Source organism: Stenotrophomonas sp. TWI700 (genome assembly GCF_039673645.1).
Taxonomy (GTDB): domain Bacteria; phylum Pseudomonadota; class Gammaproteobacteria; order Xanthomonadales; family Xanthomonadaceae; genus Stenotrophomonas; species Stenotrophomonas maltophilia_AA.
The window spans coordinates 12,059-38,508 of record NZ_JBDJMB010000017.1 but is presented as its reverse complement, the minus strand read 5'-3'; the positions used below and the strand labels follow the sequence as shown (position 1 = coordinate 38,508).

The window sequence follows — 26,450 nt, the reverse complement described above, 5'->3', positions numbered from 1 at the left end:
CGGATTGACCGGCAGCGCCACACGGCGCCGTTTTTGAATTGAATGCATGGCACCTCGAATTTCGTTCCGCCGCCTGGATGGCATCCTGCTGCTCGACAAGCCCACCGGCATGAGCTCCAACGCGGCCCTGCAGGTGGCACGTCGCCTGTACCGGGCAGAGAAGGGCGGCCACACCGGCAGCCTGGATCCGCTGGCCACCGGCCTGCTGCCGCTGTGCTTCGGTGAAGCCACCAAGATCGCCGGCCTGCTGCTCGGCTCGGCCAAGGCGTACGACGCCGAGGTGGTGCTGGGCCAGACCACCGATACCGATGACGCCGATGGCACCGTGCTGCGCGAGCGCCCGGTCCCGGCCATCAGCGCAGTGGAGCTGGAGGCGGCGCTGGCCCCGCTGCGCGGTCGCATCCGCCAGCGCGCCCCGATCTATTCCGCGCTCAAGCAGGGCGGTGAGCCGCTGTACATGAAGGCCCGTCGCGGCGAGGCGATCGAGGCACCCGAGCGCGATGTCGAGGTGCACGCCCTGGAGGTGCTGGACCAGCAGCCGACGCGTCTGTCCCTGCGGGTGACCTGCGGTTCAGGCACCTACATCCGCAGCCTGGCCCGGGATCTCGGCGAGACCCTGGGCTGCGGTGCGCATATCGCCGGCCTGCGCCGGCTGTGGGTGGACCCCTTCCGCGACGCCCCGATGGTCACCCTGGAGACCCTGCGGGCCCTGGCCGAGCAGGGCGATGAGGCCGGCATGGAGGCCCTGTTGCTGCCGCTCGACGCAGGTCTGGCCCATTACCCCCGGGTCACGCTGGACGACGAGCAGACCCCCCGCTTCCGCGTGGGTCAGCGCATCCGCGACGCCGGCTGGCCGCAGGGTGGGGTGGTCGTCTTCGGCCCGGGCGAGGCGATCCAGGGCCTGGGCCAGGTCGACGAGACCGGTCTGCTGGCGCCGCAGCGCCTGTTCAACCTCTGACCGACCCGGCCCGGGACCCGCCCGGTCCTTGTTCCGGAGGGCCACGGACGTTACAATTCCGCGGCCTTTTCAGGCTTCCCGCGTTCTGCGGGTTCATCCTTTCGTTCACGGCGAGTCGCGCGGTACGTCAATGGGACGTTTCTGCGGGCCACGCATCCAAGAGAAAAAAGATATGTCGATCGACACCCAGAAGGTCATTGAAGACAACAAGCGCAGCGCGGCTGACACCGGCTCCCCGGAAGTCCAGGTCGCTCTGCTGACCGCCCGCATCGAACTGCTGACCGGCCACTTCAAGACCCACAAGAAGGATCACCACAGCCGTCGTGGTCTGCTGCAGATGGTCAACCGTCGCCGCAGCCTGCTCGACTACCTGAAGAAGAAAGACGCTCCGCGTTACAAGGCCCTGATCGAAAAGCTCGGCCTGCGTCGCTAAGCACGAACCCCCACCGCGGCGCAGGAATGCGCCGCGGTTTTGTTTTGGCAGTACCGCATCAAACGTATGGGCCGGACAACCGGTCACCCGTCGGCGGCAAGGGTCGCCCGCGGTCCATTGAAGAAAGCATCATCCAAGGAAACCCCCGTGGCAAAAATCACCAAAACCTTCCAGTACGGCAAGCACACCGTCACGCTTGAAACCGGCGAAATCGCCCGTCAGGCCGGCGGTGCCGTCATCGTCAAGTTCGACGACACCGTGCTGCTGGTCTCCGCCGTTGCCGCCAAGAGCGCGCGTGAGGGCCAGGATTTCTTCCCCCTGACCTGCGACTATCAGGAGAAGTTCTACGCAGGTGGCCGTATCCCGGGCGGTTTCTTCAAGCGCGAAGGCCGCGCGACCGAAAAAGAGACGCTGATTTCGCGCCTGATCGATCGCCCGATCCGTCCGCTGTTCCCGGAAGACTACAAGAACGAAGTCCAGATCATCGCTACCGTGATGTCGCTGAACCCGGACATCGATGGTGACATCGCTGCCCTGATCGGTGCCTCGGCTGCGCTGTCGCTGGCCGGTACCCCGTTCAAGGGTCCGATCGCCGCCGCCAAGGTCGGTTACAAGAACGGTGAGTACATCCTCAACCCGACCGTGACCGAGCTGAAGGATTCGGAGCTGGAACTGGTTGTCGCCGGTACCGCCAACGCCGTGCTGATGGTGGAATCCGAAGCCGCGCTGCTGTCCGAAGACGTGATGCTGGGCGCCGTGACCTTCGGTCACCGCGAAATGCAGAAGGTCATCAACGCGATCAACGAGCTGACCGTGGAAGCCGGCACCAAGCCGTCGACCTGGGAAGCCCCGGCCAAGAACGACGTGCTGATCAGCGCCCTGCAGGAAGCCATCGGCCCGCGCCTGGGCGAAGCCTTCCAGGTGCGCGACAAGCTGCAGCGCCGTGACGCCATCTCGGCGATCAAGAAGGACGTGGTCGAGTCGCTGGCTGGCCGTGTCGCCGCCGAAGGCTGGAACCCGGCCGAGCTGTCGAAGGAATTCGGCGAGCTGGAATACAGCACCATGCGCAACTCGGTGCTCGACACCAAGGTCCGCATCGACGGCCGTGCGCTGGACACCGTCCGCCCGATCTCCGTGAAGACCGGCATCCTGCCGCGTACCCACGGCTCCTCGCTGTTCACCCGCGGTGAGACGCAGGCGATCGTGACCATCACCCTGGGCACCGCCCGTGATGGCCAGGTCATCGATGCCGTCGCCGGTGAGTACAAGGAAAACTTCCTCTTCCATTACAACTTCCCCCCCTACTCGGTGGGTGAGACCGGCCGCATGATGGGCCCGAAGCGTCGCGAAATCGGCCACGGCCGCCTCGCCAAGCGCGGCGTGCTGGCAGTGATGCCGTCGCTGGAAGCCTTCCCGTACACCATCCGCGTGGTCTCGGAAATCACCGAATCCAACGGCTCCTCGTCGATGGCCTCGGTCTGCGGTTCCTCGCTGGCCCTGATGGACGCCGGCGTGCCGGTCAAGTCGCCGGTGGCCGGTATCGCCATGGGTCTGGTCAAGGAAGGCGAGCGCTTCGTCGTCCTGTCCGACATCCTGGGTGACGAAGATCACCTGGGCGACATGGACTTCAAGGTGGCCGGTACTGCCGAGGGCATCTCCGCCCTGCAGATGGACATCAAGATCGAAGGCATCACCGAAGAGATCATGAAGCAGGCACTGCAGCAGGCCAAGGCTGGCCGTCTGCACATCCTGGGTGAAATGGCCCACGGCCTGACCGCCCCGCGCGAAGAGCTGTCGGACTACGCGCCGCGCCTGCTGACCATCAAGATCCACCCGGACAAGATCCGCGAAGTGATCGGCAAGGGTGGTTCCACCATCCAGGCCATCACCAAGGAAACCGGCACCCAGATCGACATCCAGGATGACGGCACCATCGTCATCGCGTCGGTCAACGCCATCGCTGCGCAGGCTGCCAAGGCCCGCATCGAGCAGATCACCTCGGACGTCGAGCCGGGCCGCATCTACGAAGGCAAGGTCGCCAAGATCATGGACTTCGGTGCGTTCGTTACGATCCTGCCGGGCAAGGACGGCCTGGTCCACGTGTCGCAGATCTCCAGCGACCGCGTGGAGAAGGTCGGCGATGTGCTGAAGGAAGGCGATGTGGTCAAGGTCAAGGTCCTGGAAGTCGACAAGCAGGGCCGTATCCGCCTGTCGATGAAGGCCGTCGAAGAAGGCGAGGGCGTCACCGCCGAGTAATCGGCCCACGCCGATCTCGCGGCAGGTGAGGACCGCTGGTCCTCACGCTTTCGCAGACACAAAAAAAGCGGGCTTCGGCCCGCTTTTTTTGTTCCCGATGCGACCCGTATGACACGAACAGTCACGCTGCAGCAGGTTGCATGACGTCACGAGGCGGCCCGGAAGACCGCATGGACTGTCCGCCGGACGGATTCGCAGGACATCGTCACCGATGGCACGCACAGGGTGCGCTGCACTGCTAACGTGGCCTCGCCTTCGACCGGGGAGATCCCATGTTCCGTCCTGCCGTCGCTGTTCTTGCCGTCCTGATCGCCAGCGTGATGCCGCAGGCGGCCTCCGCCGCCGAGCCGTTGCCCACGGTCATCGGCGCCTATTACCCCGGCGGCTCCGCCGACCGATATCCGGTGGAAAACATTCCGGCCGAGACGCTGACCCATCTGTTCTACGCGTTCGCCACCATCGACCAGGGTCAGTGCGTCGTCGCGCCGCAGGCCGATGCGCACTTCAAGGCACTGGCCACGCTCAAGCGCGCGCATCCGACGCTGCATACGCTGATCTCGATCGGTGGCTGGAACGCCGGGGGCTTCTCCGATGCGGCGCTGACCGCGGAAAGCCGGCAGCGCTTCGTGGCCTCCTGCGTGGCGATGTTCTTCGAGCGCCACCGCGGCAGCTTCGACGGCGTGGATATTGATTGGGAATTCCCCGTGTATGGCGGGCCGACCGATATCACCGACCGCCCGGAAGATCGTCGCAACATGACCCTGCTGGTGCAGGAGTTCCGGCGCCAGCTCGATGCGCTGGACAAGGCCGACGGCCAGCATCGGCTGGTCACCGCGGCATTGCCTGCTGGTCGGGTGCAGACCGATGGTCCGTATGATCCGGCGCGCAGCTATGAGCTCAAGGAACTTGGCCGCACGCTCGATTTCATCAACCTGATGAGCTACGACATGGGCACCGGCTTCTCGGCGGTGTCCACCTTCAACGCGCCGCTGCACGCGGTGCCGGAGGATCCGCTGGCGCCGGAACTCAAGCGCTGGAACAGCGTGGCCGGGGCGGTGGCGTACTACGAGCAGCAGGGAGTGCCGAAAGAGAAGCTGGTGCTCGGTGTGCCGTTCTACGGCCGTGGCTTCACGCTGGAGGGCGATGCCAACCACGGCCTCTACCAGCGTTACAGCGCGCCGCACCCGGCCGGTGACTGGCGGCAGATCCAGGCCGGCATGCTCGGCCAGCCCGGCTGGGAGCGGCACTGGCACCCGGTCGCGCAGACCCCGTGGCTGTACAACGCCACCGAAAAGGTCTTCGTCAGCTTCGAGGATCCCACCTCGATCGGCCTGCGCGCGAGCTTCGCCAGGGACAGCGGCCTGCGCGGCGTCTTCATGTGGGAGCTGACCGGCGATGACGCGCAGGGCACTCTGCTCAAGGCAATGGTCGCGCCGTTCCAGGGCCATTCCCGGTAGCTCATCGGAAGCGGGTAGTGCGGCTCGGCCGCCATGGCCGGGTCTGAAGTGCTGGAAATGCGCCTGAAGAATTCTGAAAGCCTGCCGCAGCAGGCGTCCAGGGTGATCAGCGCGGTGCACTCCACACGCTGTTCGGGTCGCCATGCCGCGCGCGGCGCAGGCTCGCACGGGCCAGCGTGGCAAATCCGAAGGCCAGTGCCAGTGCCACCGCGTCCACCCAGAACAGCGGCCAGTAGCCGCGTGCGGCGCTCGCCCACGGCCAGTAGCCGGTCAGCGCCCCGTGTACCACCGCCACCAGTGTGGTGCTGATGGCGGCCGCCCAGAGCAGCTCACGGGCGGCTTGGTCGGGGCGACGCAGTGCCGCCCACAGCGCACATGCGGCCCAGGTGGCGAAACAGATCCAGCGGATGCCGTGATCGACTGCCTGCGGCGCGACCTGCTCCAGGATCTGCGCGCCCACGAAGCTCGCCGAAACCGCAACGCACAGCCCGATGCACACGCCCACCGTGGCCCGGGCCATGTTGATCTGCGCGCGCCCCTGTTCCACCTGGCGCCGCTTGCGCCGCGATTCGATCCACAGCAGGTTGCCGGAATAGAACAGGAAGGCGCCGCCCAGGCCGAGCAGGAAGTACAGCCAGACCACCACGCCATTGCCGAACTCGCCGAAATGCAGCGCGTAGGCCGCACTCAGGGTGGCGTGGTTGGCGTCGCGCTGGCCGGGCAGCTGGCTGCTCAGCAGCCGTCCGCTGGCCGCATCCAGGCCGACCGCGCCGAGCGGCCCCAGGGTGCCGCCGGATTCACCGGTGATCTCGATCGTGGCATTGGCATCGCCGGCATGGGCAAGCTTCAGGAAGGCCGGTTCGAAATCGGCCACGCCCTGCGCGCGCGCCACCTCGATGGCACGGGCGTGCAGCATGCGCAGGTTCGTTCCATTGCCGGACGGGCCGCTGGGCTCGCGTACCGGCGCGGTGTCCATCGCGGCCGGCACCGCCTGCAGCAGCTTGCCGTCGAAGATCAGCGGATTCAGCGCCGCCATCTGCAGGAAGATCAGACAGAGCAGCGCGCCGGTGACCGCGAACATCAGGTGGAAGGGCAGGCTGAGCACACCGATCACGTTGTGTGCGTCCTGCCACATCTGCTTGAGGTTGCGGCCCGGGCGCAGCGCGAACAGATCACCGAACAGCTTGGGCAGGTGGATGACCAGGCCGCTGAGCAGGGCCACGCCATACAGCAGGCTGACGATGCCCATCAGGTAGGTGCCCGCGACCGGCAGGCCGAGGCTGTAGTGCAGTTCGTTGACCAGCTCGGCCAGCCCGGTCTGCGGCGGCGTGATGCTGCCGTCGTAATGGTCCAGCCAGGCATACAGCCAGGTGCCCTTGGCATCCTGCCAATACGCGATCGGCTGCGGATGGTCGCCGCCGGGGAAGGTCATGCCCACATGGGTGCGTGCGGCCGGGTGGCGCTCGAGCACGCCGTCGAGCAGGCGCTGCGCGTCGTCCAGGCTGGCGGCGGGCGTGTCCACCGCATGCGGGGTCTGCCACAGCGGCAGATCGTGGTGGAACAGGGTCAGCGCGCCGGCATAGAACGCCACGAACAGCGCGAAACCGGCGACCAGGCCGACCCACGTATGCAGCGTGGTGAAGGTGCGGAGGGTCAGGGAACTGAATTTCATCGCATCGCTCTCATTGCACCGCGCCGGTCAGGCGCAGCAGCCACAACAGGCCGAATCCAGCCACGGCGGTCGCGCTCATCACCGCCCACGCGCGCGCGCCGGTGCGGAAGCTGAAGGCCCAGATCGCGGCCAGCATCCACAAGGGGATGAAGGCGATCAGGCTGGGCACCAGCGCGTTCTGCCACGGCCCCGGCGGCAGCCAGGCGACCAGACCGGTGGCCGCGGCCGCGACGAAGAACCCCGCCAGGAGGCCGGCGCCCGCGCGGGCCCACATCAGCGCATCACCTGTGCCGGGCGGTGCCACGCGGCCAGCAGCGGGAGCAGGATCGCCACCAGCATCCAGCTGCACAGCATCACCACCACACCGGTCGCGATGCCCAGGTTGGCGATCCACAGCCACAGCGCCGCCACGGCAGCCACCAGGCTGATCTGCCGGCCAAGGCGGCCGGCACGGCGCAGGCGGGGCCAGCGGCAGTGCGGTGAGGCGGCATACAGCGCCAGCGCGGAAAAGGCGGAGCCGGCCAGCGCCAGGCTGCAGAAGCCGAGCGAGGTCAGCGCAACAGTGATCATCGGGAATCCAATCGGCAAACCTGTCCTGGGCAGGACAGTAATCCGCGCATGGTAATCATTGCGGTTTGTGGGCGCCACACGGACGCATTCAGGCGGTCCTGTCCGTTGGCCGCCGCCGGGGCGGCGCATTCATCGGCGGATTGGTTTAAGATCAGGGCAACTCTATCGAGGCAACAAAGGTGGCCCGCGCCCTGCGCCGGTCTAGCGTGTGACATGAGCACTACCACCGCCCACCGCTGAACGCCCCCGACGGCCCCTGACGCAGGCGCCTTCGTGGCGCTTTTTTGTTGCCGCCTCGCCCCCGGATTCTCCAGGCCCCCTTGCGGGCCACCAGACCAAAGCACTCTCATGATCGCGATCACGCTCCCCGACGGCAGCCGCCGTGAATTCGAACATCCCGTCAGTGTCATGGACGTCGCCCAGTCGATCGGCGCCGGCCTGGCCAAGGCCACCATCGCCGGTTCGGTGGATGGCGTGCTGGTCGATGCCAGTGACGTCATCGACCACGATGCCAGCCTGCGCATCATCACCGCCAAGGACGAGGAGGGCGTTGAGATCATCCGCCACTCCGCCGCCCACCTGGTCGGCCATGCGGTCAAGCAGCTGTACCCGGACGTCAAGATGGTGATCGGCCCGGTCATCGCCGAAGGCTTCTACTACGACATCTACTCCGAGCGCCCGTTCACGCCCGAGGACATGGCCGCCGTCGAGAAGCGCATGGGCGAGCTGATCGCGCAGGACTACGACGTCATCAAGAAGGTCACCCCGCGTGCGGAGGTCATCGAGATCTTCAAGGCGCGTGGCGAAGACTACAAGCTGCGCCTGATCGAAGACATGTCGCCGGAGATCCAGGCGATGGGCATGTACTACCACCAGGAATACGTGGACATGTGCCGCGGCCCGCACGTGCCCAACACGCGCTTCCTGAAGGCCTTCAAGCTGACCCGCATTTCCGGTGCCTACTGGCGCGGCGATGCCAAGAACGAGCAGCTGCAGCGCATCTACGGCACCGCCTGGGCCGACAAGAAGCAGCTCGAGGCCTACATCAAGCGCATCGAAGAAGCCGAAATGCGCGACCACCGCCGCATCGGCAAGCAGCAGGAGCTGTTCCACCTGCAGGAAGAGGCGCCGGGCCTGGTGTTCTGGCACCCCAAGGGCTGGGCGCTGTGGCAGGTGGTCGAGCAGCACATGCGCCGTGTGTACCGCGACAGCGGCTACGGCGAAGTGCGCTGCCCGCAGATCCTGGACGTGTCGCTGTGGCAGAAGTCGGGCCACTGGGACAACTACCAGGAAAACATGTTCTTCACCGAATCGGAGAAGCGCACCTACGCGGTCAAGCCGATGAACTGCCCGGGCCACATCCAGGTGTTCAACCAGGGCCTGCACAGCTACCGCGACCTGCCGATCCGCTACGGTGAGTTCGGCTCGTGCCACCGCAACGAGCCGTCCGGCGCGCTGCACGGCATCCTGCGCGTGCGTGGTTTCACCCAGGACGACGGCCACGTGTTCTGCACCGAGTCGCAGATCGAAGCCGAAGTGACGGCCTTCCACCAGCAGGCGCTGGCGGTCTACACCACCTTCGGTTTCGACGAGATCCAGATCAAGATCGCGCTGCGCCCGGAAAAGCGCCTCGGCGATGACGCCACCTGGGACAAGGCCGAAGCCGCGCTGCGTTCGGCGCTGGGCAACTGTGGGGTCGAGTGGCAGGAGCTGCCGGGCGAGGGCGCCTTCTACGGCCCGAAGATCGAGTATCACCTCAAGGACGCCATCGGCCGTACCTGGCAGCTGGGCACGATGCAGGTCGATTTCATGATGCCCGGCCGCCTCGGCGCCGAGTACGTGGACGAAAACAGCCAGAAGAAGCACCCGGTCATGCTGCACCGGGCGATCGTCGGCTCGATGGAGCGGTTCATCGGCATCCTGATCGAGCACCACGCCGGGTCCTTCCCGTCCTGGCTGGCCCCGACCCAGGTGGTGGTGGCCAATATCACCGACGCCCAGGCTGAATACGTCAGCGAAGTGCGGAAAACCCTTGCAGATCAAGGCTTCCGCGTGAACGCCGATTTGCGCAACGAGAAGATCGGATATAAGATTCGCGAGCATACGCTGCAGCGGGTCCCGTACCTGCTGGTGGTTGGCGACCGTGAGAAGGAAAATGGCGCCGTGGCCGTGCGTACGCGCTCTGGCGAAGATCTGGGCAGCATGTCCGTCCAGGCCTTCATCGAGCGGTTGCAGGCAGAACAGTCCGTGTAAGAAAGTCCCGGCCCTGCGGATGCTCCGCGATGGGCCGGTTTGATTCCTCTGGGAGATTGCAATATCAGTACCCCTGACAACAAACAGAACCGCAAGAATCAGGAAATCCGGGTGCCGCGCGTCCGCGTGATCGGCAGCGACGGAGAAATGATTGGTGTGTTGACGCGTGACGAAGCGCTGTCGATGGCCGAAGACGAAGGTCTGGACCTGGTCGAGATTCAGCCGCAGGCTGATCCGCCGGTGTGCAAGATCATGGACTTCGGCAAGTTCAAGTTCGAAGCGCAGAAGAAGGCCAACGAGGCCAAGAAGAAGACCAAGCAGGTCGAGATCAAGGAAGTGAAGTTCCGCCCGGTCACCGATGAAGGTGATTACCAGATCAAGCTGCGCAAGATGCGCGGGTTCCTGGAAGAGGGCGACAAGATCAAGGTCAACATCCGCTTCCGTGGCCGTGAAATGAGCCATCAGGAACTGGGTCGCGAGATGGCCAGCCGGATCGAAGGTGATCTGGGCGAGGACATCGTGATCGAGTCCCGTCCGCGCCTTGAAGGCCGGCAGATGGTGATGATGATCGCGCCGAAGAAGAAGTAACAGGCCGGCCCCAGCCCGAACGGGTGGGGCGTAGAGCCGGGCCATGCCCGGCTGCCGGCGCCGCCGGAGTCGATTGCTTCAGATTCGCGTCAGAAGGCAGGGGCGTCTTTTCAGGCGCCTGTTGCCGTTTGCCGTGGCCGCAGCCTCCTGTGGCCCGCCCGGCGGGCGTTCCACGCCCTGTCGGCACCGGTAAACACCCGCCCAATCAAGCGTTTGCAACTGCCTGGATTCACGGGCATAATGGGCGGCCCCGTTTTGCGGGGGTGCTGTTTTGAACGGTTTCCCGCCCCACAAAGGCACGCTGTTTCAACGGCAAACAGGACCGGCCTGGTTCCCATAGGGGATCCCGGGCTTACAAGCAGGCAAGGGCACGGACGGAAAGTGTGGCAATGCCACCGCCCTGGTCAGTGACAAAACATCATCAAGGACATAGCAATGCCCAAGATCAAGACCAACCGGGCGGCGGCCAAGCGCTTCCGCAAGACCGCGTCCGGCAAGTTCAAGGCTGGCCACGCCAACCGTAGCCACATCCTCACGAAGAAGTCGACCAAGCGGAAGCGCAATCTGCGTCAGACGAACCATGTTCGTGCAGAAGACGCAGGCCGTTTGAACCGTATGCTTCCCTACCTCTGAGGACTGACCCATGGCACGAGTAAAGCGTGGCGTACAGGCGCGTCGCCGCCACAAGAAAATTCTGACCCTGGCGAAGGGTTACTACAACGCTCGCCGCAAGGTCTTCCGCGTTGCCAAGCAGGCCGTGATCAAGGCACAGCAGTACGCCTACATCGGTCGTAAGCAGAAGAAGCGCAACTTCCGTTCGCTGTGGATCACCCGCATCAACGCGGCTGCCCGCATCAACGGCCTGAGCTACAGCCGTTTCATGAACGGCCTGCTCAAGTCCGGCATCACCCTGGACCGTAAGGTTCTGGCTGACATCGCCGTGCATGACGCAGCTGGTTTTGCTGCACTGGCCGAAAAGGCCAAGGGCGCACTGGCGGCATAAGTCCATTCCCCTGCCGTTGCCGTTCACGCGCAACGGCTGTGGGTAAGGCAAATGCATGGGGAAGGGCGCAAGTCCTTCCCCATTCTTTTTTGTGTTGGCGGTGGCCCTCCCGGTGCCATCGATCGACAGCGGTGGCGACGGGGGTCGGCCCGACGCGCATCGCGATGGCATACCGACGCGAGGCTCCGGCTATCCATGAGTGACATCCAATCCCTGACCACGCAGGCACTGGCCGACGTGGCCGCTGCCCAGAGCCCCGATGCGCTGGAAGCCCTGCGCGTGGCCCTGCTGGGCAAGAACGGCAGCATCACCGCACAGCTCAAGCAGCTCGGTGGCCTGCCGGCCGATGAGCGCAAAGCCGCCGGCGAAGCCATCAACCGTGCCCGTGACGCGCTGACCAGCGCGCTGGGTGATCGCAAGACCGTGCTGGAAGACGCTGCGCTGGACGCGCGCCTGGCCGCTGAAGCGATCGACATCACCCTGCCGGGCCGTCGCGATGAGCGCGGTGGCCTGCACCCGGTGACCCGTACCCTGGAGCGCATCACCGAGATCTTCGGCCGCCTCGGTTACGAGCTCTCCGAAGGTCCGGAAATCGAAGACGACTGGCACAACTTCGAAGCGCTGAACTTCCCGCCGCACCATCCGGCGCGTGCGATGCACGACACCTTCTATTTCGGCGACGGCCGCCTGCTGCGCACGCATACCTCCGGTGTGCAGGTGCGCTACATGGGCGAGCACGCACCGCCGCTGCGCATGATCGCGGCCGGCAAGGTGTACCGCAGCGACAGCGACCAGACCCATTCGCCGATGTTCCACCAGGTCGAAGGCCTGCTGGTCGATGAGCACTCCACGTTCGCCGATCTGAAGGGCACGCTGTCCGAGTTCGTACGCGCGTTCTTCGAACAGGATTTCGAAATGCGCTTCCGCCCCAGCTACTTCCCGTTCGTGGAACCCGGTGCGGAAGTGGACATCGCCTGGCAGCAGCCCGACGGCAGTACCCGCTGGCTGGAGGTGCTCGGCTGCGGCATGGTCCATCCGAACGTGCTCCGTAGCGTCGGCGTCGATCCGGAGCGCTATACCGGCTTCGCCTTCGGTATGGGCGTGGAGCGCTTCGCGATGCTGCGTTACGGCGTCAACGACCTGCGTGCGTTCTTCGAAAACGACGTGCGGTTCCTGAAGCAGTTCGCGTAAGCGCGTCAGCGTAGCGCCGGGCCATGCCCGGCTGGACAGGATTCAAGACCATCACGGCCCAGGCGCCTGCGCCGGGCCCACCAGGGTGACACCATGAAATTCTCTGAAAACTGGCTGCGCAGCCACGTCCCGACCACCGTTTCGCGCGATGAACTCAGCGCGGTGCTGACCGCGATCGGTCTGGAAGTGGAAGAGGTCGATGCGCTGGGCGATGGCCTGCAGCATGTCGTCGTAGCCAAGATCATCTCCGCCGAGCGCCATCCCGAAGCCGACCGCCTGCAGATCTGCCAGGTCGATGCGGGGCAGGGCGAGCACCTGCAGATCGTGTGTGGCGCGCCGAACGCACGGCCGGGCCTGGTCGCCCCGCTGGCGATGGTCGGTGCGCAGATCGGCGACCTCAAGATCAAGCCGGCCAAGCTGCGTGGCGTGGAATCCAACGGCATGCTGTGCTCGGCCAAAGAGCTGGGCCTGGACACCGATGCCTCCGGCCTGTTCGAACTGCCGGACGATGCGCCGGTCGGGCAGACCCTGGTCGAGTACCTCGGCCTGCCCGACGCCAGCATCGAGATCAAGCTGACCCCGAACCGCGCCGACTGCTTCAGCATCCGCGGCATCGCCTTCGACGTGGCCGCCGCGTGCGCCAGTGAAGTGGTGCCGTTCGACGCCGCCCCGGTGGCTGCCGTGGGCACGCGTGAGCTGGCGATCCGCCTGGATGCCGGTGCCGAAGCGCCGCGTTATGTCGGTCGCGTGATCGAGGGCGTCAACGCCCGCGCCGCGACCCCACTGTGGATGGCCGAGCGCCTGCGCCGCAGCGGCGTGCGCCCGGTCTCGCTGCTGGTGGATGTCACCCAGTACGTGATGCTCGAGCTGGGCCAGCCGATGCATGCCTTCGATCTGGGCACCCTGCAGGGCAGCATCGGCGTGCGCCGTTCGCGCGCCGGTGAAACCCTGAAACTGCTCGACGGCCGCGACGCCGCGCTGGACGACAGCTTCCTGCTCGTCACCGATGCCGACCGCCCGATCGCGCTGGCCGGCCTGATGGGCGGCTTCGATACGCGCGTCACCGACGACACCACGAACGTATTCCTGGAAGCCGCGCATTTCGCGCCCGCCGCGATCATGGGCCGGGGACGCAAGCTCGGCCTGCACACCGATGCCGGCCACCGCTTCGAGCGCGGCGTCGACCCGGTGCTGCCGCGCACGGCGATTGAGTACGCCACCCGCCTGATCCTGGATCTGGCCGGCGGCACCCCGGCGCCGGTCACCGAGGCCGTGCGTGAGGCCGACCTGCCGGCGACCGCCACCATCGCCCTGCGCCGTGCCCGTATCGCGCGCCTGCTGGGCATCCAGATCGCCGATGCCGATGTGGAGCGCATCCTGCGTGCGCTGGGCATGGACGTGGCCGCGTCCGCCGATGGCTGGCAGGTCACCGCGCCGAGCCGCCGCTTCGATATCGCCATCGAAGAAGACCTGATCGAAGAACTGGCCCGCATCCACGGCTACGAGCGGATTCCGACCACGCTGCCGGGCGGTGCCTCGCGCGTGGCGATGCCGACCGAGACCCGCCTGGACGACCTGAGCGTGCGCCGCCAGCTGGTCGCCCGTGACCTGCAGGAAACCATCAACTACGCCTTCGTCGATGCCGCGCTGCTCGCGCAGTGGCAGCTGGACGACGGTCTGGTCGCGCTGGCCAACCCGCTCTCGGCCGAACTGGCGGTGATGCGCCCGTCGCTGCTGCCAGGCCTGGTCGCAACCCTCGGCCGCAACGCCGCGCGCCAGCTGGGCCGGGTGCGCCTGTTCGAACTGGGCCGCGTGTTCCATCAGCAGGCCGGCGAGGGCCAGCCCGCCCCGCTGGAGACCCAGCGCGTGGCCGCTGCGATCTGTGGCGATGCCGACACCCAGCAATGGGGCCTGCCGACCCGCAAGGTCGATTTCCACGACCTCAAGGGCGACCTGGAATCGCTGGCGGCCGCCAGTGGCGCCGAACTGGAGTTCAAGCCGTCGCAGCGTCCGTATGGCCACCCGGCACGTTCGGCCGAGGTCTACCGTGACGGCGTCAGCCTGGGCTGGATTGGCCAGATCCACCCGCGCCTGGCCAAGGCCATGGATATCGACGTGGACGTGTTCGCCTTCGAGCTGGACCTGGCGCCGCTGGCCACCCGCGCGCTGCCGCGGGCGACCGAGCTGTCGCGGTTCCCGTCGATGCGCCGCGATCTGGCCTTCCTGGTGCCCGAGGCCGCGGCCTGGGCCGACCTGGAAGCCACCCTGCGCCGGGCCGTCGGCCCGCTGCTGCGCGAGGTCACCCTGTTCGACCGGTACGTCGGCCAGGGGGTCGAGCCGGGGTTCAAGAGTCTCGCTATGGGCTTGATTTTGCAGGACAAGTCGCGCACTCTGACGGACCGCGACGTGGATGCGGTGGTGGCCGAGGCGGTCTCTGCCATGGAGCGTGAACATCACGCCCGGATCCGCGGCTGAGCGGGAAGCATGGGGGATAGCAGGCAATGGCATTGACCAAGGCGGAGATGGCCGAGAAGCTGTTCGACGAAGTCGGTCTGAACAAGCGCGAAGCCAAGGAATTTGTCGACGCGTTCTTCGATGTGCTGCGTGAAGCATTGGAACAGGGACGTCAGGTGAAGCTGTCCGGCTTCGGGAATTTCGACCTGCGGCGCAAGAACCAGCGCCCGGGTCGCAACCCCAAGACCGGTGAGGAAATTCCGATTTCCGCCCGTACGGTGGTCACCTTCCGTCCGGGCCAGAAGCTCAAGGAAAGGGTAGAGGCATATGCTGGATCCGGGCAGTAACCGAGAACTTCCGCCGATACCGGCCAAACGCTACTTCACCATCGGTGAAGTCAGCGAGCTGTGCGACGTCAAGCCGCACGTGCTGCGTTACTGGGAAACCGAGTTCCCCAGTCTCGAGCCGGCCAAGCGCCGCGGCAACCGCCGCTACTACCAGCGCCACGACGTGCTGATGGTCCGCCAGATCCGCGGCCTGCTGTACGAGCAGGGCTACACGATCGGCGGCGCGCGCCTGCGCCTGGAAGGTGCCGATGCGCGCGAGGAATCGGCGCTGAGCAACCAGATCATCAAGCAGACGCGGATGGAACTGGAAGAAGTGCTGCAATTGCTGCGCCGCTGAACCATTTTTCACGCAAACCCGTTATACTCGTCGGCCCGCTGAGAGGCGGGGACATTGCCAGCATCATCGGGGCGTAGCGCAGCCTGGTAGCGCATCTGCCTGGGGGGCAGAGGGTCGTCGGTTCAAATCCGGCCGTCCCGACCAATGTTGGTGAGTCGAAGAAGCCTGCGCCGCAATGCGTGGGCTTTTTTGTTGCTTTTGGCGCGCCATCTGGGATGGTAATCCATCGGAAGTCCGGGCTGTCCATTCGTTAGCAGGCTAGTAGTCGGGGCGCTGCCCATTCGCGTCCCGGCTGACCCGGTAGGCCTCCACGGCAGGCGCCACGCTGGCCAGGAGCGATGTCCCCTTGACCAGATTGCTGTCTACGGCAACACCATGGGGTACGTGGAGTGGCGCGTTATCGCGGTGAACGACGGCGGTGCAGTCTCTCTGAAGCATGGTTTCTCTGCAGCGGTCTGACGTTCTGAGAGGCCGAGTCTTGGCATCAGGCTCCAAGACCTCGGCCGAAGGAAATATGCCAATCGCTCAAGGCTGATTCTGGAATGAGACCGTCGCGGTTGCCGATGCCTTTTTATCAGATGCCCTCGCGGCAGTAGCACTGCTTGGGGGGCTACAAACGACGGTGTGCGCAACTGGTGCGGCTCTGACGCCATCGTCATCGATGAGCAACGTTTCGAGCTGGAACGTTGAAACACCTGGATTCTCTGAGCCGCTTACACCGCAGTTCCATGTCAGGTGAATCGGCGAGGTCGTCTCGCTATAGACGTTCTTCGTAAACTGCGAACACGTCCACCCGGAAGGACAGGCCTTGAACACACCAACGACCTTCAGAGGGAACTTTGGATGCCCTTCAAAGTGCACGGTCCAATCCGCCTCCACGTTCTGGGTGGCCTCAAGGGGTGGGATGTTCGTGATCTTAAGCGGCTCGCAGCCCACGCCTTGGGAGTTCAAGTGCCAACCTTTGGCGATACCGTTGACTGCTGCTTCTCGGAAGTAGTCGTTCTGAAGAGCAAGAGCATCCTCGGCATTGGTGTGGAAACCAAGTTCCACGATAATCGAGGGGGCTTGAGCGTGGGTATTCTCGCCTTTGTCAGTGACGCCGACGGGAGTGCCTGCTACTGACCAATTGGAATAGTTGCCAACTGATTGAATTGCTTCCTTCATGTAGCAGAGAACGTTGCTGGCTAGTTCCTGATCCGCGACTCGACCGGTGTGATAGTAGACCCGTGTGCCTCGAGTTGTTGGAGATGTCGATGCGTCGGTGTGAAGGTTGATTGCGGCGGCTGCGCCCACGTGATTCGCAAACAATGGACGACTCCTGATGTCTTCGTCTCTCTCTCGGAGTGAATGCGTGGCGTTTGGAAGCGAGTTCCAGATACTAGTTTCCTGGGGAAGGGTCTGCTGTAGCCAGTACCTCGCAGAAATCTGCCACCACTGCCGCCCGCTAGAAGGGTGGATTGCGACGTCATTGGTTCTTGCCTTTGCGACAGAGGCCCAGCCTTCATCTATGAGCTTCGCTGACAGGTCCCTTGAAAAGTAGGGGGTTACGAAATCTTCAGTCATTCCGTTACTGGGATCGCGCTGTGCCCGCCAGTCGTTGTACTGATAGTTGAAGTAGACCCCGTGCCCACCCGCTACTGCGACGACGGGGAGCGTGGTATCAATCGTGGCCTCTATTTTTTTTTTGCTTTAGCGGTGAGGGCGAAGGGGCGTCCTCGGGAAAATAGGCGCTGATTGGACGCCCATCGTAGCGGTACTCGATGATTGCAATTTCAAGGGCGGGGTCGATGATCTCGAGCGCCGCAGTGGTTAACTGGGACTGAAGGTCCTCAAACTCTGAGCCATTGACCTTTGGCACATAGCCGCGGCTCAATGAAATGGTGAGCTGCCGCTTGGCCGGATCCACCTTGGCAACGACGCTGACGAGCTTGCTCTGTCCATCGATCCGAGACTGCTTGTCCACAATTTGTTGAAGTTCAGCGGTAACAAGGGAGTCAATCTCCGCCCATTTCGCCTTCGACTGCGTGGTGGCCGGAGTGGCCGCCGACGGCGGTGCTGCTGTGGAAACCTGTGACACTACGGCGGCGGTCAAGATCGTTGCTGCGATGCCTTGCTTGATCCTCAAGCCAAATCGCGTCGTTAGACCGATTGCATGCACATGCTTCATCTGCACATCCTCGTGATTGTGAAATAATCCATTTCAAAGTGACAGATAGTCCTATCCATTCCGTCACTTGGCGAAATTAGCGCATAACAAGAATGTGAAAGTGTGAACTCTATCTGCCAGTGCTGGCAAAAGCCGTGGGCACGTCCGGGCCAAGGTCGCACCGAAAAGGTGTCTACGTAGCCATGGGCGTCTCAGCTGGCGATCCCAGTTGTGTGGCATCTCGCTGGGTAACCGAAGCGTCCTTGGATGACAAGTCTCGGCGACGCCAGGCATATCTTGCCGGCAAGGACACTGGTGACTACCGGGACGATCCAATCTTGGCAAGTGCCCGGATTCCATGAAGCTAGGCCCCGGCAGTGGGCACTTGCTGCTGTCGGACGCCCGTACCGCGGAGGATCGGCTGGCCGCCTCGTTGGAATAGATGGTCAGACGCAAGGGAACTGGCCGGTCGAAGTGGTGGCGGAAGGGGCACAGTGAAGCAATGACATAGCCCGGAGCACGGCGATGCCTGGGGGGGAGAGGGTCGTCGGTTCAAATCCGGCCGTCCCGACCAATGTTGGTGATTCGATCAAAGGCTTGTGCAGCGATGCGCAGGCCTTTTTTCTTTTTGTCCGAGTCCATCCTGCGGGCAAGACCGATAGTGTGGTTGGCCGTCCCCCGTCACTGTGAATGCTCTTCTCTGCGAACCCATGTCTGCCGCAATGTGCGGCAACAGCAGTGAAGCACCTTCATATGAGCTTAGGGGAGTTGTTTGAGGTGATACGCCTGCCTGTTTTTGCTTTTTCCGTGGCGCTGATCTGCGCCACGCCCGTTGTTTCCAACGACGCTTGTGCTGCCGTTCCGGACAGGATGACCGTGGAGGCCCAGGCGCGGGTAGATCCGCTCGCCATACAAACGGCAACCGCTCCTCCGGTGCCGCTCCCCACACGGGGCACGCCGGGAGAGCGGCTGACCATCCTCAACGAGCTGCCTGGCGGGTTCAGGGAGCGCTGGACGTTTGAATGGGTCACTCCGAGAGGTGGCGGCGGTGGTGGAGAATGGAAACAAACGCACTATGAGTCGCTTGCACCTGTCACTGGCCTGTATCAACCCGATGAGTTGTGATGTGGGCAGAATGATGCCGGGCGAGTCGTCGCAACGGGTGACAATGCAGGCCACGCCGCCCAGCGGCGCAGCGAGAAGGGATACACGCGTGATCGAGATTCGCCAGGCAACGATGCAGGACCTGCGGGCGCTGGTGGCCATCGACAGCGTCGCCGCACAGGCGCCGGAACGCACTGAGCTGATCCACGCCTGGATCGCAGCGGATGCGTGCCACGTGCTCACCATCGACGCACGCGCTGCCGCGTACGGCGTACTCGACTATCACTTCTTCGGCTGCGGCTTCATCGAGATGCTGATGGTCGATCCAGCGCGCCGCCGCCAAGGGCTGGCCCGGATTCTGATCGAGCACCTGAAATCCGTCTGCGCACACCCCAAGCTGTTTGCATCGACCAATCGTTCCAACACCCGGATGCAGGCCGTGCTTCTGCAGACCGGCTTCGAATCCAGCGGATACATCGACAACCTCGACCCCGATGATCCGGAGCTGGTGTTCTACTGCAGGGTCACCCCGGGCGACGGTTGAGCCTTCGAGGCCGGGCGTGTCCTTGTCGATGCAGGGCGACTGGATGAGCTGCCGTTTGCGCGCGGCGTCGGCTTCGCTGCGGATTGCGTCGTGGGCAAGCCAGACGTTCGCGGTCAGAAGGTCTAATGCGGCTGCCTCAATGCCCGTTCAACGGCAGCGGCCGGTCGATCACCACGTCCTTCATCACCAGGGTCGAGGTCAGCCGCTGCACGCCGGGCAGGGCGGAGAGGTGTTCGTCGTAGAGGTGCCGGAACGCGGCCAGGTCGCGGGTGACCACGTGCAGCAGGTAGTCCGGGTCGCCGAACAGGCGCTGTGCCTGCAGGACCTGCGGCACTTCGGCCACCGCGTGTTCGAAGGCGTCCACCGCGTGGCGGTCGCCGTCGCGCAGGGTGATGAAGACCAGCGCTGAGAACTTCAGGCCCAAGGCGGCGGGATCGAGCTCGGCGCGGTAGCCGCGGATCGCGCCGGACTGCTCCAGGGCACGCACGCGGCGGTGACAGGGCGAGATGCTCAGGCCGATGCGCTCGGCCAGCTCGGTCACGGTGAGGCGGCCGTCTTTCTGCAGCTCGGCAAGAATTCGCTGATCGGTGGCATCCATGCGCAAGAGTTTCCTCCTGCAGGCCGGCGCGGTGCAAGTATTTGGAAGCACATTCCAGAGACGCGGGAATATTCTTCTATCCATCCCGCAGATCGCGGCAAGACCGCCCCTTGGACCCCCATGCAACCCAGCGTCATTGCCGCCTTCTGGGCGGTGTCCATCCTCTTCGTGCTCATCCCCGGTGCGGATTGGGCGCACGCGATCGCCGCAGGTCTGCGCGGGCGGGCGGTGGTGCCGGCGGTGGCCGGATTGCTGTCTGGCCATCTGCTCGCGATCGGGCTGGTCGCCGCGGGCGTCGGTGCGATGCTTGCCCGCGTGCCGGTCGCGCTGCACGTCCTGACCGTGCTGGGTGCGCTGTATCTGCTCTGGTTGGGCATCGGCCTGCTGCGCCACCCGCCGGTGGCTGCGGCCGACGCTGCGGGGGCGGTGACGGGGTGGCGCCATTGGGCGCTCAAGGGCGCCTGCGTCAGCGGGCTCAATCCCAAGGTGCTGCTGCTGTTCCTGGCCCTGCTGCCCCAGTTCATTTCCGCCAGCGCGGCGTGGGCGATGCCCGTGCAGATCATCGCGCTGGGCATGGTCCATCTGGTCAGCTGCGGTGCGGTCTATCTTGCGGTCGGCTATGGCGCCGGTGCCTTGCTGCGCACGCGCCCGCGTGCATCACGCGCCGTCGGCCGTGTCTCTGGCGCGGCGATGATCGTGATCGCCGTGCTGTTGTTGAGCGGAACCGGCACACTCTGACCCCACGTTGTTCTCCACCAGGATGCTTCGCATGACCGAACAGCTCCATCCCTACGCGACGCCGGGCACTGCCCCGGTCCCGGCACCGCGCGTGCGCATTCCACACCTGCAGCAGATGAAGGAGCGCGGCGAGAAGTGGGCCATGCTCACCGCCTACGACATGTACACCGCGGCGATCTTCGAAGACGCCGGCATTCCGGTGCTGCTGATCGGCGACTCGGCGTCGAACAATGTGTTCGGCAACGACTCGCTGCTGCCGGTCACCGTCGACGAGCTGATGCCGCTGGTGCGCGCGGTCAGCCGCTGCACGCGGCGCCCGCTGGTGATCGCCGATCTGCCATTTGGTTCCTACCAGGCCTCGCCGGAGCAGTGCTTCCACACGGCCGTGCGTTTCATGAAGGAGGGCGGCGCCCACGCAGTGAAACTGGAAGGCGGCATCGAGATGGTGCCGCAGGTCCGCAAGCTGGTCAGCTGCGGCATCCCGGTGATGGCGCATATCGGCTTCACGCCGCAGTCGGAGCATCAGCTCGGCGGCTTCCGCGTGCAGGGGCGGGGCGAGGATGGCGCACGGCTGATCGAGGAGGCGCGCGCGCTGGAGGCTGCCGGTGCTTTCGCGGTACTGATGGAAATGGTCCCCGGCACGGTGGCCGCACAGATCACCGCGGCGCTGAAGATTCCCACCGTCGGCATCGGAGCGGGCAGCGACTGCGATGCGCAGGTGCTGGTCTGGCAGGACATGGCAGGGCTGCGCACCGGCAAACTGCCGCGCTTCGTGAAGCAGTACGCGGACATGCACGGGCTGCTGGAAAAGGCCGCGCGTGAGTTCGCGGAAGAGGTGGGCGCAGGCACGTTCCCCGGCCCGGAACACACGTTCTGATCGATACGCGCGCGGCCTGAGGCGCGTTTCCACGGTACCGCCGCGCGGCGGTACCGTGCTCCCCGCGTCATCCAATCGTCATGCAGGCCACGTACCTTCGCCGCACCTGGGGGCGAGGCGGGATCGTGGCCGAACACGCAAAACGGCGTTTGGCGCGCATGTTTCTGGAGCAGGGGCCGGTGCTGAGGGGATTCTTCACCCGCCGCGGTGCGCGTCAAGATGCCGAGGACATGGTGCAGGAAACCTATCTGCGCCTGCTGCGCGCACATGAGGATCAAGGCGAGGCGATCGCCAATCCGGAGGCCTATCTGTTCACCGTCGCGCAGAATCTGGCGCGCGAGCAGGCCGCGCGTCGGCGCTGGTCGATGCTTCCGATCGATGATCTGGAAAACCTCACCACGCTGCTGACCGGCGAAGAAACCGTCGAGGATGCCGCCGAACGCGCGCAGCGCCGCACGCATCTGCAGACGCTGCTGGGCACCTTGCCCGAGCACACCCGTGCGGTGTTGGTGATGCAGTACCGCGATGGACTCAGCTACAAGGAGATCGCCGAGCGGTTGGGCGTGTCCTCCCATATGGTCAAGAAGCACGTGGTGCGCGGCTTGTCCGTGTGCCGCCGCGCGCTGGCCGGTCATGCGGAGGCGTGGTGAGCGAGAGTCCCGTGCCGCGTCCTTCCCTCGCCAACGAAGCCGCGCACTGGCATGCGCTGCAGCGTCAGGGCGGGGTGACCCCTGATCAGCAACGCCAGTTCATGACCTGGCTGGTGACCTCGCCGGCCCACCTGCGCGAGTACATCACGGTGAGCCGCGTGGCCAGCGAGCTCAGCGATGCGCTGCGGGGCATGGCGGTCGACCTGGATGCGCTGATTGCTGCAGGGCCGCCGCCGGCCGACGACAACGTGGTGGCGCTGCCGGTGCGGCGGCGTCCGCCGCAGCCGATGGCGTCGCGTGCGTCACGCCGGCACCTGCCGGGTATCGCCGCGGCCGCCGCGCTGCTGCTGGGCGTGGGTGTGGTCGGCCACATGGCCTGGCCACAGACCCGCCACTACGTCGCGGCGCATGGCGCGCCGCGCAGCTTCGCGCTGCCCGATCACACCGTGGTGCATCTGAACGCGGAGAGCGAACTGTCGATCCGCTTCACCCTGCTGAGCCGCCGCGTGGAGCTGTCGCGCGGGCAGGCCAGCTTTGTGGTCGCCGAGGAACGTCGTCCCTTCGCCATGCATGCGGCAGGGCTGGAGGTGCGCGATATCGGCACGACCTTCGACGTCTCGCTGCGACGCGAGCAGGCGAGGATCGAGGTGGCCGAAGGCAGCGTGCAGGTACGCGGCGACTCGGGCCAGGGCCGTCTGCTCGCTGATCTTCGCGCCGGGCAGAGCGCCCATATCGACTACCGCGACCAGTCCGTCAGCATCCGCCAGCAGCATGCGGACACGATGACCGCATGGTGGCGACGCCGCGTGGTGTTCCAGGACGAGCCACTGCGCGAGGTGGCCGAGCAGTTCAACCGGCTCAACGACGTGCGCCTGCAGGTGGATGACGATGTCGCCGGCGCGCTGCGCCTGACCGGCAACCTGCGTGGCGATGATCTTGCATCGCTGCGTACCTTCCTCGATCAGCAACCCTCGCTGCATACCCGTGTGGTCGACAGGACGATCCGTGTGGGCAGCCGCTCTGCCGCTGGGGCCGCGCAGAAACCGCAGTAATGGCAGTTCCCCGCGTGACCGAGCGGGGCACTGCCAAGGGCTGTCAAAAAAAATTCATCGAAATACCGGTGCCCGATCCTCGCCCTGCGCCCTCGTAGTCCAGGCAAGCGCGAACGATTCCGTCTCGCGACGCTCATACCACCCCACTGGACCTCTACGATGCGCCGCATTCTTTTCCTTTCGATCGCTCTTGCCCTGCAGAGCGCTGCCGTCACCGCCACCGCGCAGGAATCGCGTGTTGCCAGCGAGGCGATTCCGGCCCAGCCGCTCGACCGTGCGCTCAATGATCTGTCGCGCCAGACCGGGCTGCAGTTCGTCTACAACGCGCAGCAGGCCGGCAACCCGCGCACCCGCGCCATGCCCGCCGGCCTGGCGCCGCAGCAGGCCCTGGAGCAGCTGCTGGACGGAACCGGCCTGCGCTATCGCTATCTCAACGACACCACGGTGACCATCGAAGCGCGCACTGATGCCGCACCGTCGGGCACGTCCGCCGTGTCCACCGCCGCATCCGCCGTGGCGTTTGAAGCGGAACCCGCGGGCGCCGGCCATGCCGGCCTGCAGCAGCTGGAGCGCATCGACGTGGTCGGCAGCTACAGCCGCAGCCTGGAGCAGGCCGTGGACATCAAGCGCGCCACGATCGGCTTCTCCGATTCGATCGTCGCCACCGACGTGGCCGACTTTCCGGAGCAGAACCTGGCCGAAGCCCTGCAGCGCATGCCCGGCGTGACCATCGAGCGCGACAAGGGCTTGGGCAGTCGCGTCAATGTGCGTGGCCTGCCATCGGAGTACACCCATGTCTCGATCAACAACCTGGCCACCGCGTCGGGCAGTGGTGGGCGTGACATCGAATTCGACATCTTCGCCTCGGAGATCATCCAGCAGGTGACGGTGCTGAAGTCGCCGACCGCGGCGGACGAGGAGGGCGGCATCGCCGGCTCGGTGCAGATCTCCACCGCGCGCCCCTTCGATTACACCGGCCGCAAGCTGGTGGCGTCGGCCGAAGGCGCGCACAACTCGATCTCCGAAGAGGTCGATCCCAAGTTCTCGTTCCTGGCCAGTGATACCTGGGGTGACTGGGGTGGCCTGGTGTCCTTCGCCACGGCCAAGCGCAGCAACCGCACGGACGCGACCTCCGGGATCAACTTCCGCCCGATGTCGCGCTTCCTGGGCGCCTCCGGCACGCGCGGCACGCAGGCTGCCGCGGTGCTGGCCCGCGATGCCGGTGTGGTGGTCAAGAACCGCAACGACACCGATGAAAGCAACCTGATCGTGTTCCAGGACAAGGTCGGTGACCGCGTGTTCGTGAATGACCAGGACAAGTGGGGTGCCACCGCCTCGCTGCAGTACCGCCCGAGCAGCCGTTTCAGCGTGACCTTCGATGCGATGCTCGGCGGCTACGACACCACCGAAGATGAGTACGACGCGGCCGCGTATTCCGCCTCCAGCCGCAGCACGCTGGAGACCATCCATGACTACGACGCCAGCACGCTGTCGCAGTACGGCATCGTGGTGCTGCGCGATGTGTCCTACACCGCCACCCAGCACGAAATGCTGAGCAAGGAGCGGATCAACAAGACCGATTTCAGCCAGTACAGCATGGCGATGGATTGGAAGGGCGATACCTGGGGCGTGGATGCGATGGTCGGCTATTCCGGCGCCGACAAGACCCTGGATGCCAGCAATCTCAAGCACGTGGCCTACGCGCCGTCGCGGTCCCGCTGGACCGGCAAGAGTGGCGAGACGATTCCCAGCGCCAACCCGGCCAGCATCGACATGTACAACGCTTCGGACAAGTACCTGTTCGAGGCCTATGAAACCACGCTGGAGAAGGTCAGCGATGACAAGTACGCCGCCCAGGTGGATGTGACCAAGGCGCTGGAACTGGCCTTCCTGCCGGCCCTGCGCAGCGTCCAGTTCGGTGCGCGCTACACCGACAAATCCAAGCAGCGCGAGTACGGCGAAGCCAAGATCTACGGGCCGGGTGCAGGCAACAACAGCTGGGTCAACAAGCGCACCCTGGCCGACAGCCCGTTGCAGTCGATCGCCGATATCGTGCCGGGCGGTGGCTACTCGGTGAAAGACCTGGACTGGAAGATGGTCTCCAACGACTACGCTCGCAGTGCTTTCCGCTATCCGGGCTTCGCGACGCCGTTTGATCCGGGCCAGTACTACCGGGTCGATGAGAACGTGACCAGCCTGTACGCGATGACCGACATCGGCCTCGATGTGGGCCGCGTGCCGGTCTCGATCAACGCCGGCGTGCGCTACGTGGATACCTCGGTGCAGTCCTCCGGCTTCCACCCGATCCAGCGGGCAGACGGCAGCACCGGCTATACCGACACGCCTGTCTCGCGCAAAGGCAGCTACAACGATCTGCTGCCGAGCCTGAATGCCACTGCCGAGCTCGCCGAAGGCCTGGTGCTGCGCGGCGCGGCCTCCAAGACCTTCATCCGCCCAGCGTTGACCGACATCGCCTACAAGCGCACCGCCAGCTGGAGCTCGTTCCGCTTCACCGATGGCAACCCGGATCTGCAGCCTACCTATGCCAAGCAGTGGGAGCTGGGGCTGGAGAAGTACCTGGATAATGGTGGCCTGCTCGCTACCTCGTACTTCCACAAGAAGATCGACGGCGTGGTGATCAATGCGTTGACCGGCGTGGTGCCGGATGTGGCGGTCTACAACGCCAACGGCTCGCTCAACGGCACCTATGATTTCGACGTGTACCAGCCGATCAACGCCGATGGAACGTACGTGGTGAAAGGCGTCGAGCTGATCGCGCAGCTGCCGCTGAGCATGCTGCACCGCTCGCTGGAAGGCTTCGGCATCAACGCCAACTACACGATGCTGGACAGCTCGCTGGCCGGCGAATCCGACCTGGGCGTGAGTACGCCGATGCCGGGTCTTTCGGAGAAGTCATACAACGTCACCGTGTACTTCGAGGACGCGCGCTTCGACGCGCGCGTGTCGTACAACCACAAGGGCGAGTACGTCGAGTCGATCGGCTACAACATGTACCCGATCTGGCGCGATGACTACGGCCAGGTGGATGTGTCGATCGGCTATCGCCTCACCGACAGCATCAAACTCAGCCTGAAGGGCATCAACCTGACCAACCAGGCGACCACCGGCTACACCATCGATCCCGCCTTCCCGACGATGTACGAACGCTCCGGCCGCCGTATCAGTCTCGGCCTGCGCGCGGACTTCTGAGCCGCCCCTTCG

General features: G+C 65.0%; 25 protein-coding genes and 1 tRNA gene. 20 read left to right on the top strand and 6 right to left on the bottom strand.

The features are described 5' to 3' along the window. The first annotated feature begins 46 nt into the window (after positions 1-46). The 4 genes from truB to ABE473_RS12915 all read left to right on the top strand — a co-directional run bounded on the left by truB (position 47) and on the right by ABE473_RS12915 (position 5,104). Positions 47-958, top strand: a complete 912-nt coding sequence (gene truB / locus ABE473_RS12930; protein WP_346489748.1) for a tRNA pseudouridine(55) synthase TruB — start codon at positions 47-49, stop codon at positions 956-958. 172 nt (positions 959-1,130) lie between these two features. Beyond that, positions 1,131-1,391, top strand: coding sequence for a 30S ribosomal protein S15 (rpsO, locus tag ABE473_RS12925; RefSeq protein WP_038687260.1), 261 nt, complete (start codon positions 1,131-1,133; stop codon positions 1,389-1,391). Positions 1,392-1,538: 147 nt separating this feature from the next. Then, entirely contained in the window at positions 1,539-3,647 is a 2,109-nt protein-coding gene (gene pnp, locus ABE473_RS12920; RefSeq protein WP_346478109.1) for a polyribonucleotide nucleotidyltransferase, read from the top strand. A 272-nt stretch (positions 3,648-3,919) separates the two neighbouring features. Further along, the gene (locus ABE473_RS12915; RefSeq protein WP_346489747.1) at positions 3,920-5,104 is read left to right on the top strand and encodes a glycoside hydrolase family 18 protein; all 1,185 of its coding nucleotides are present in this window, start codon (positions 3,920-3,922) and stop codon (positions 5,102-5,104) included. Between the two features lie 106 nt (positions 5,105-5,210). Here the strand turns inward: ABE473_RS12915 and ABE473_RS12910 are convergent, their stop codons facing one another. The 3 genes from ABE473_RS12910 to ABE473_RS12900 are packed head-to-tail and all read right to left on the bottom strand — an operon-like array spanning position 5,211 to position 7,346. After that, on the bottom strand, positions 5,211-6,776 hold the full coding sequence (locus ABE473_RS12910) for a PepSY-associated TM helix domain-containing protein (RefSeq protein WP_346489746.1): 1,566 nt from the start codon (positions 6,774-6,776) through the stop codon (positions 5,211-5,213). A gap of 10 nt (positions 6,777-6,786) precedes the next feature. After that, positions 6,787-7,050, bottom strand: coding sequence for a hypothetical protein (locus ABE473_RS12905; RefSeq protein WP_346478114.1), 264 nt, complete (start codon positions 7,048-7,050; stop codon positions 6,787-6,789). Beyond that, positions 7,050-7,346, bottom strand: coding sequence for a hypothetical protein (locus ABE473_RS12900; protein ID WP_179458364.1), 297 nt, complete (start codon positions 7,344-7,346; stop codon positions 7,050-7,052). Before ABE473_RS12900 ends, ABE473_RS12905 begins: the two co-directional genes overlap by 1 nt. Positions 7,347-7,694: 348 nt before the next feature. On the opposite strand from ABE473_RS12900, the gene thrS reads away from it, so the two are divergent. From thrS to ABE473_RS12855, 9 genes are all read left to right on the top strand, one after another. After that, a complete protein-coding gene (thrS, locus tag ABE473_RS12895; protein WP_346489745.1) occupies positions 7,695-9,599 on the top strand; it encodes a threonine--tRNA ligase in 1,905 nt (634 codons plus the stop codon). Between the two features lie 48 nt (positions 9,600-9,647). Continuing rightward, positions 9,648-10,187: a translation initiation factor IF-3 gene (infC, locus tag ABE473_RS12890; protein ID WP_172838068.1), complete on the top strand. Its 540-nt coding sequence runs from the start codon at positions 9,648-9,650 to the stop codon at positions 10,185-10,187. Positions 10,188-10,622: 435 nt separating this feature from the next. Continuing rightward, positions 10,623-10,820: a 50S ribosomal protein L35 gene (gene rpmI / locus ABE473_RS12885; protein ID WP_017355265.1), complete on the top strand. Its 198-nt coding sequence runs from the start codon at positions 10,623-10,625 to the stop codon at positions 10,818-10,820. Positions 10,821-10,830: 10 nt separating this feature from the next. Then, entirely contained in the window at positions 10,831-11,190 is a 360-nt protein-coding gene (rplT, locus tag ABE473_RS12880) for a 50S ribosomal protein L20 (RefSeq protein ID WP_017355264.1), read from the top strand. A 195-nt stretch (positions 11,191-11,385) separates the two neighbouring features. Continuing rightward, positions 11,386-12,381 (top strand): phenylalanine--tRNA ligase subunit alpha, encoded by a 996-nt coding sequence (gene pheS / locus ABE473_RS12875; protein WP_176989316.1) that lies wholly within the window; start codon positions 11,386-11,388, stop codon positions 12,379-12,381. Positions 12,382-12,474: 93 nt separating this feature from the next. After that, positions 12,475-14,856, top strand: a complete 2,382-nt coding sequence (pheT, locus tag ABE473_RS12870) for a phenylalanine--tRNA ligase subunit beta (protein WP_346489744.1) — start codon at positions 12,475-12,477, stop codon at positions 14,854-14,856. 26 nt (positions 14,857-14,882) lie between these two features. Then, positions 14,883-15,182 (top strand): integration host factor subunit alpha, encoded by a 300-nt coding sequence (locus tag ABE473_RS12865; RefSeq protein WP_005410432.1) that lies wholly within the window; start codon positions 14,883-14,885, stop codon positions 15,180-15,182. Beyond that, entirely contained in the window at positions 15,163-15,519 is a 357-nt protein-coding gene (locus ABE473_RS12860; protein ID WP_019182707.1) for a MerR family transcriptional regulator, read from the top strand. Before ABE473_RS12865 ends, ABE473_RS12860 begins: the two co-directional genes overlap by 20 nt. 67 nt (positions 15,520-15,586) lie before the next feature. Next, positions 15,587-15,663: transfer RNA gene (locus ABE473_RS12855), tRNA-Pro, on the top strand. A gap of 381 nt (positions 15,664-16,044) precedes the next feature. Here the strand turns inward: ABE473_RS12855 and ABE473_RS12850 are convergent. Both ABE473_RS12850 and ABE473_RS12845 read right to left on the bottom strand, forming a co-directional pair. Continuing rightward, complete coding sequence (locus tag ABE473_RS12850) at positions 16,045-17,082, bottom strand: N-acetylmuramoyl-L-alanine amidase (RefSeq protein ID WP_346489743.1); 1,038 nt, start codon at positions 17,080-17,082, stop codon at positions 16,045-16,047. Positions 17,083-17,179: 97 nt separating this feature from the next. Further along, a complete protein-coding gene (locus ABE473_RS12845; RefSeq protein WP_346489742.1) occupies positions 17,180-17,686 on the bottom strand; it encodes a hypothetical protein in 507 nt (168 codons plus the stop codon). Between the two features lie 717 nt (positions 17,687-18,403). On the opposite strand from ABE473_RS12845, the gene ABE473_RS12840 reads away from it, so the two are divergent. Further along, positions 18,404-18,790: a hypothetical protein gene (locus ABE473_RS12840; protein WP_346489741.1), complete on the top strand. Its 387-nt coding sequence runs from the start codon at positions 18,404-18,406 to the stop codon at positions 18,788-18,790. Then, complete coding sequence (locus ABE473_RS12835; protein WP_346489740.1) at positions 18,750-19,313, top strand: GNAT family N-acetyltransferase; 564 nt, start codon at positions 18,750-18,752, stop codon at positions 19,311-19,313. The genes ABE473_RS12840 and ABE473_RS12835 overlap by 41 nt, the downstream gene beginning before the upstream one ends. A gap of 136 nt (positions 19,314-19,449) precedes the next feature. Here ABE473_RS12835 and ABE473_RS12830 read toward each other — a convergent pair whose 3' ends face one another. Further along, positions 19,450-19,911, bottom strand: a complete 462-nt coding sequence (locus ABE473_RS12830) for an Lrp/AsnC family transcriptional regulator (RefSeq protein ID WP_346489739.1) — start codon at positions 19,909-19,911, stop codon at positions 19,450-19,452. A 120-nt stretch (positions 19,912-20,031) separates the two neighbouring features. Here ABE473_RS12830 and ABE473_RS12825 point away from each other — a divergent pair, with 120 nt between their 5' ends. The 5 genes from ABE473_RS12825 to ABE473_RS12805 all read left to right on the top strand — a co-directional run bounded on the left by ABE473_RS12825 (position 20,032) and on the right by ABE473_RS12805 (position 26,438). Continuing rightward, positions 20,032-20,649 (top strand): LysE family translocator, encoded by a 618-nt coding sequence (locus ABE473_RS12825; protein WP_346489738.1) that lies wholly within the window; start codon positions 20,032-20,034, stop codon positions 20,647-20,649. Between the two features lie 31 nt (positions 20,650-20,680). Then, positions 20,681-21,526 (top strand): 3-methyl-2-oxobutanoate hydroxymethyltransferase, encoded by an 846-nt coding sequence (panB, locus tag ABE473_RS12820; protein WP_179458413.1) that lies wholly within the window; start codon positions 20,681-20,683, stop codon positions 21,524-21,526. A gap of 125 nt (positions 21,527-21,651) precedes the next feature. After that, complete coding sequence (locus ABE473_RS12815) at positions 21,652-22,176, top strand: RNA polymerase sigma factor (protein WP_346489737.1); 525 nt, start codon at positions 21,652-21,654, stop codon at positions 22,174-22,176. Next, the gene (locus ABE473_RS12810) at positions 22,173-23,228 is read left to right on the top strand and encodes a FecR domain-containing protein (RefSeq protein WP_346489736.1); all 1,056 of its coding nucleotides are present in this window, start codon (positions 22,173-22,175) and stop codon (positions 23,226-23,228) included. The genes ABE473_RS12815 and ABE473_RS12810 overlap by 4 nt, the downstream gene beginning before the upstream one ends. A 159-nt stretch (positions 23,229-23,387) precedes the next feature. Next, on the top strand, positions 23,388-26,438 hold the full coding sequence (locus tag ABE473_RS12805; RefSeq protein ID WP_346489735.1) for a TonB-dependent receptor: 3,051 nt from the start codon (positions 23,388-23,390) through the stop codon (positions 26,436-26,438). Positions 26,439-26,450 lie beyond the last annotated feature (12 nt).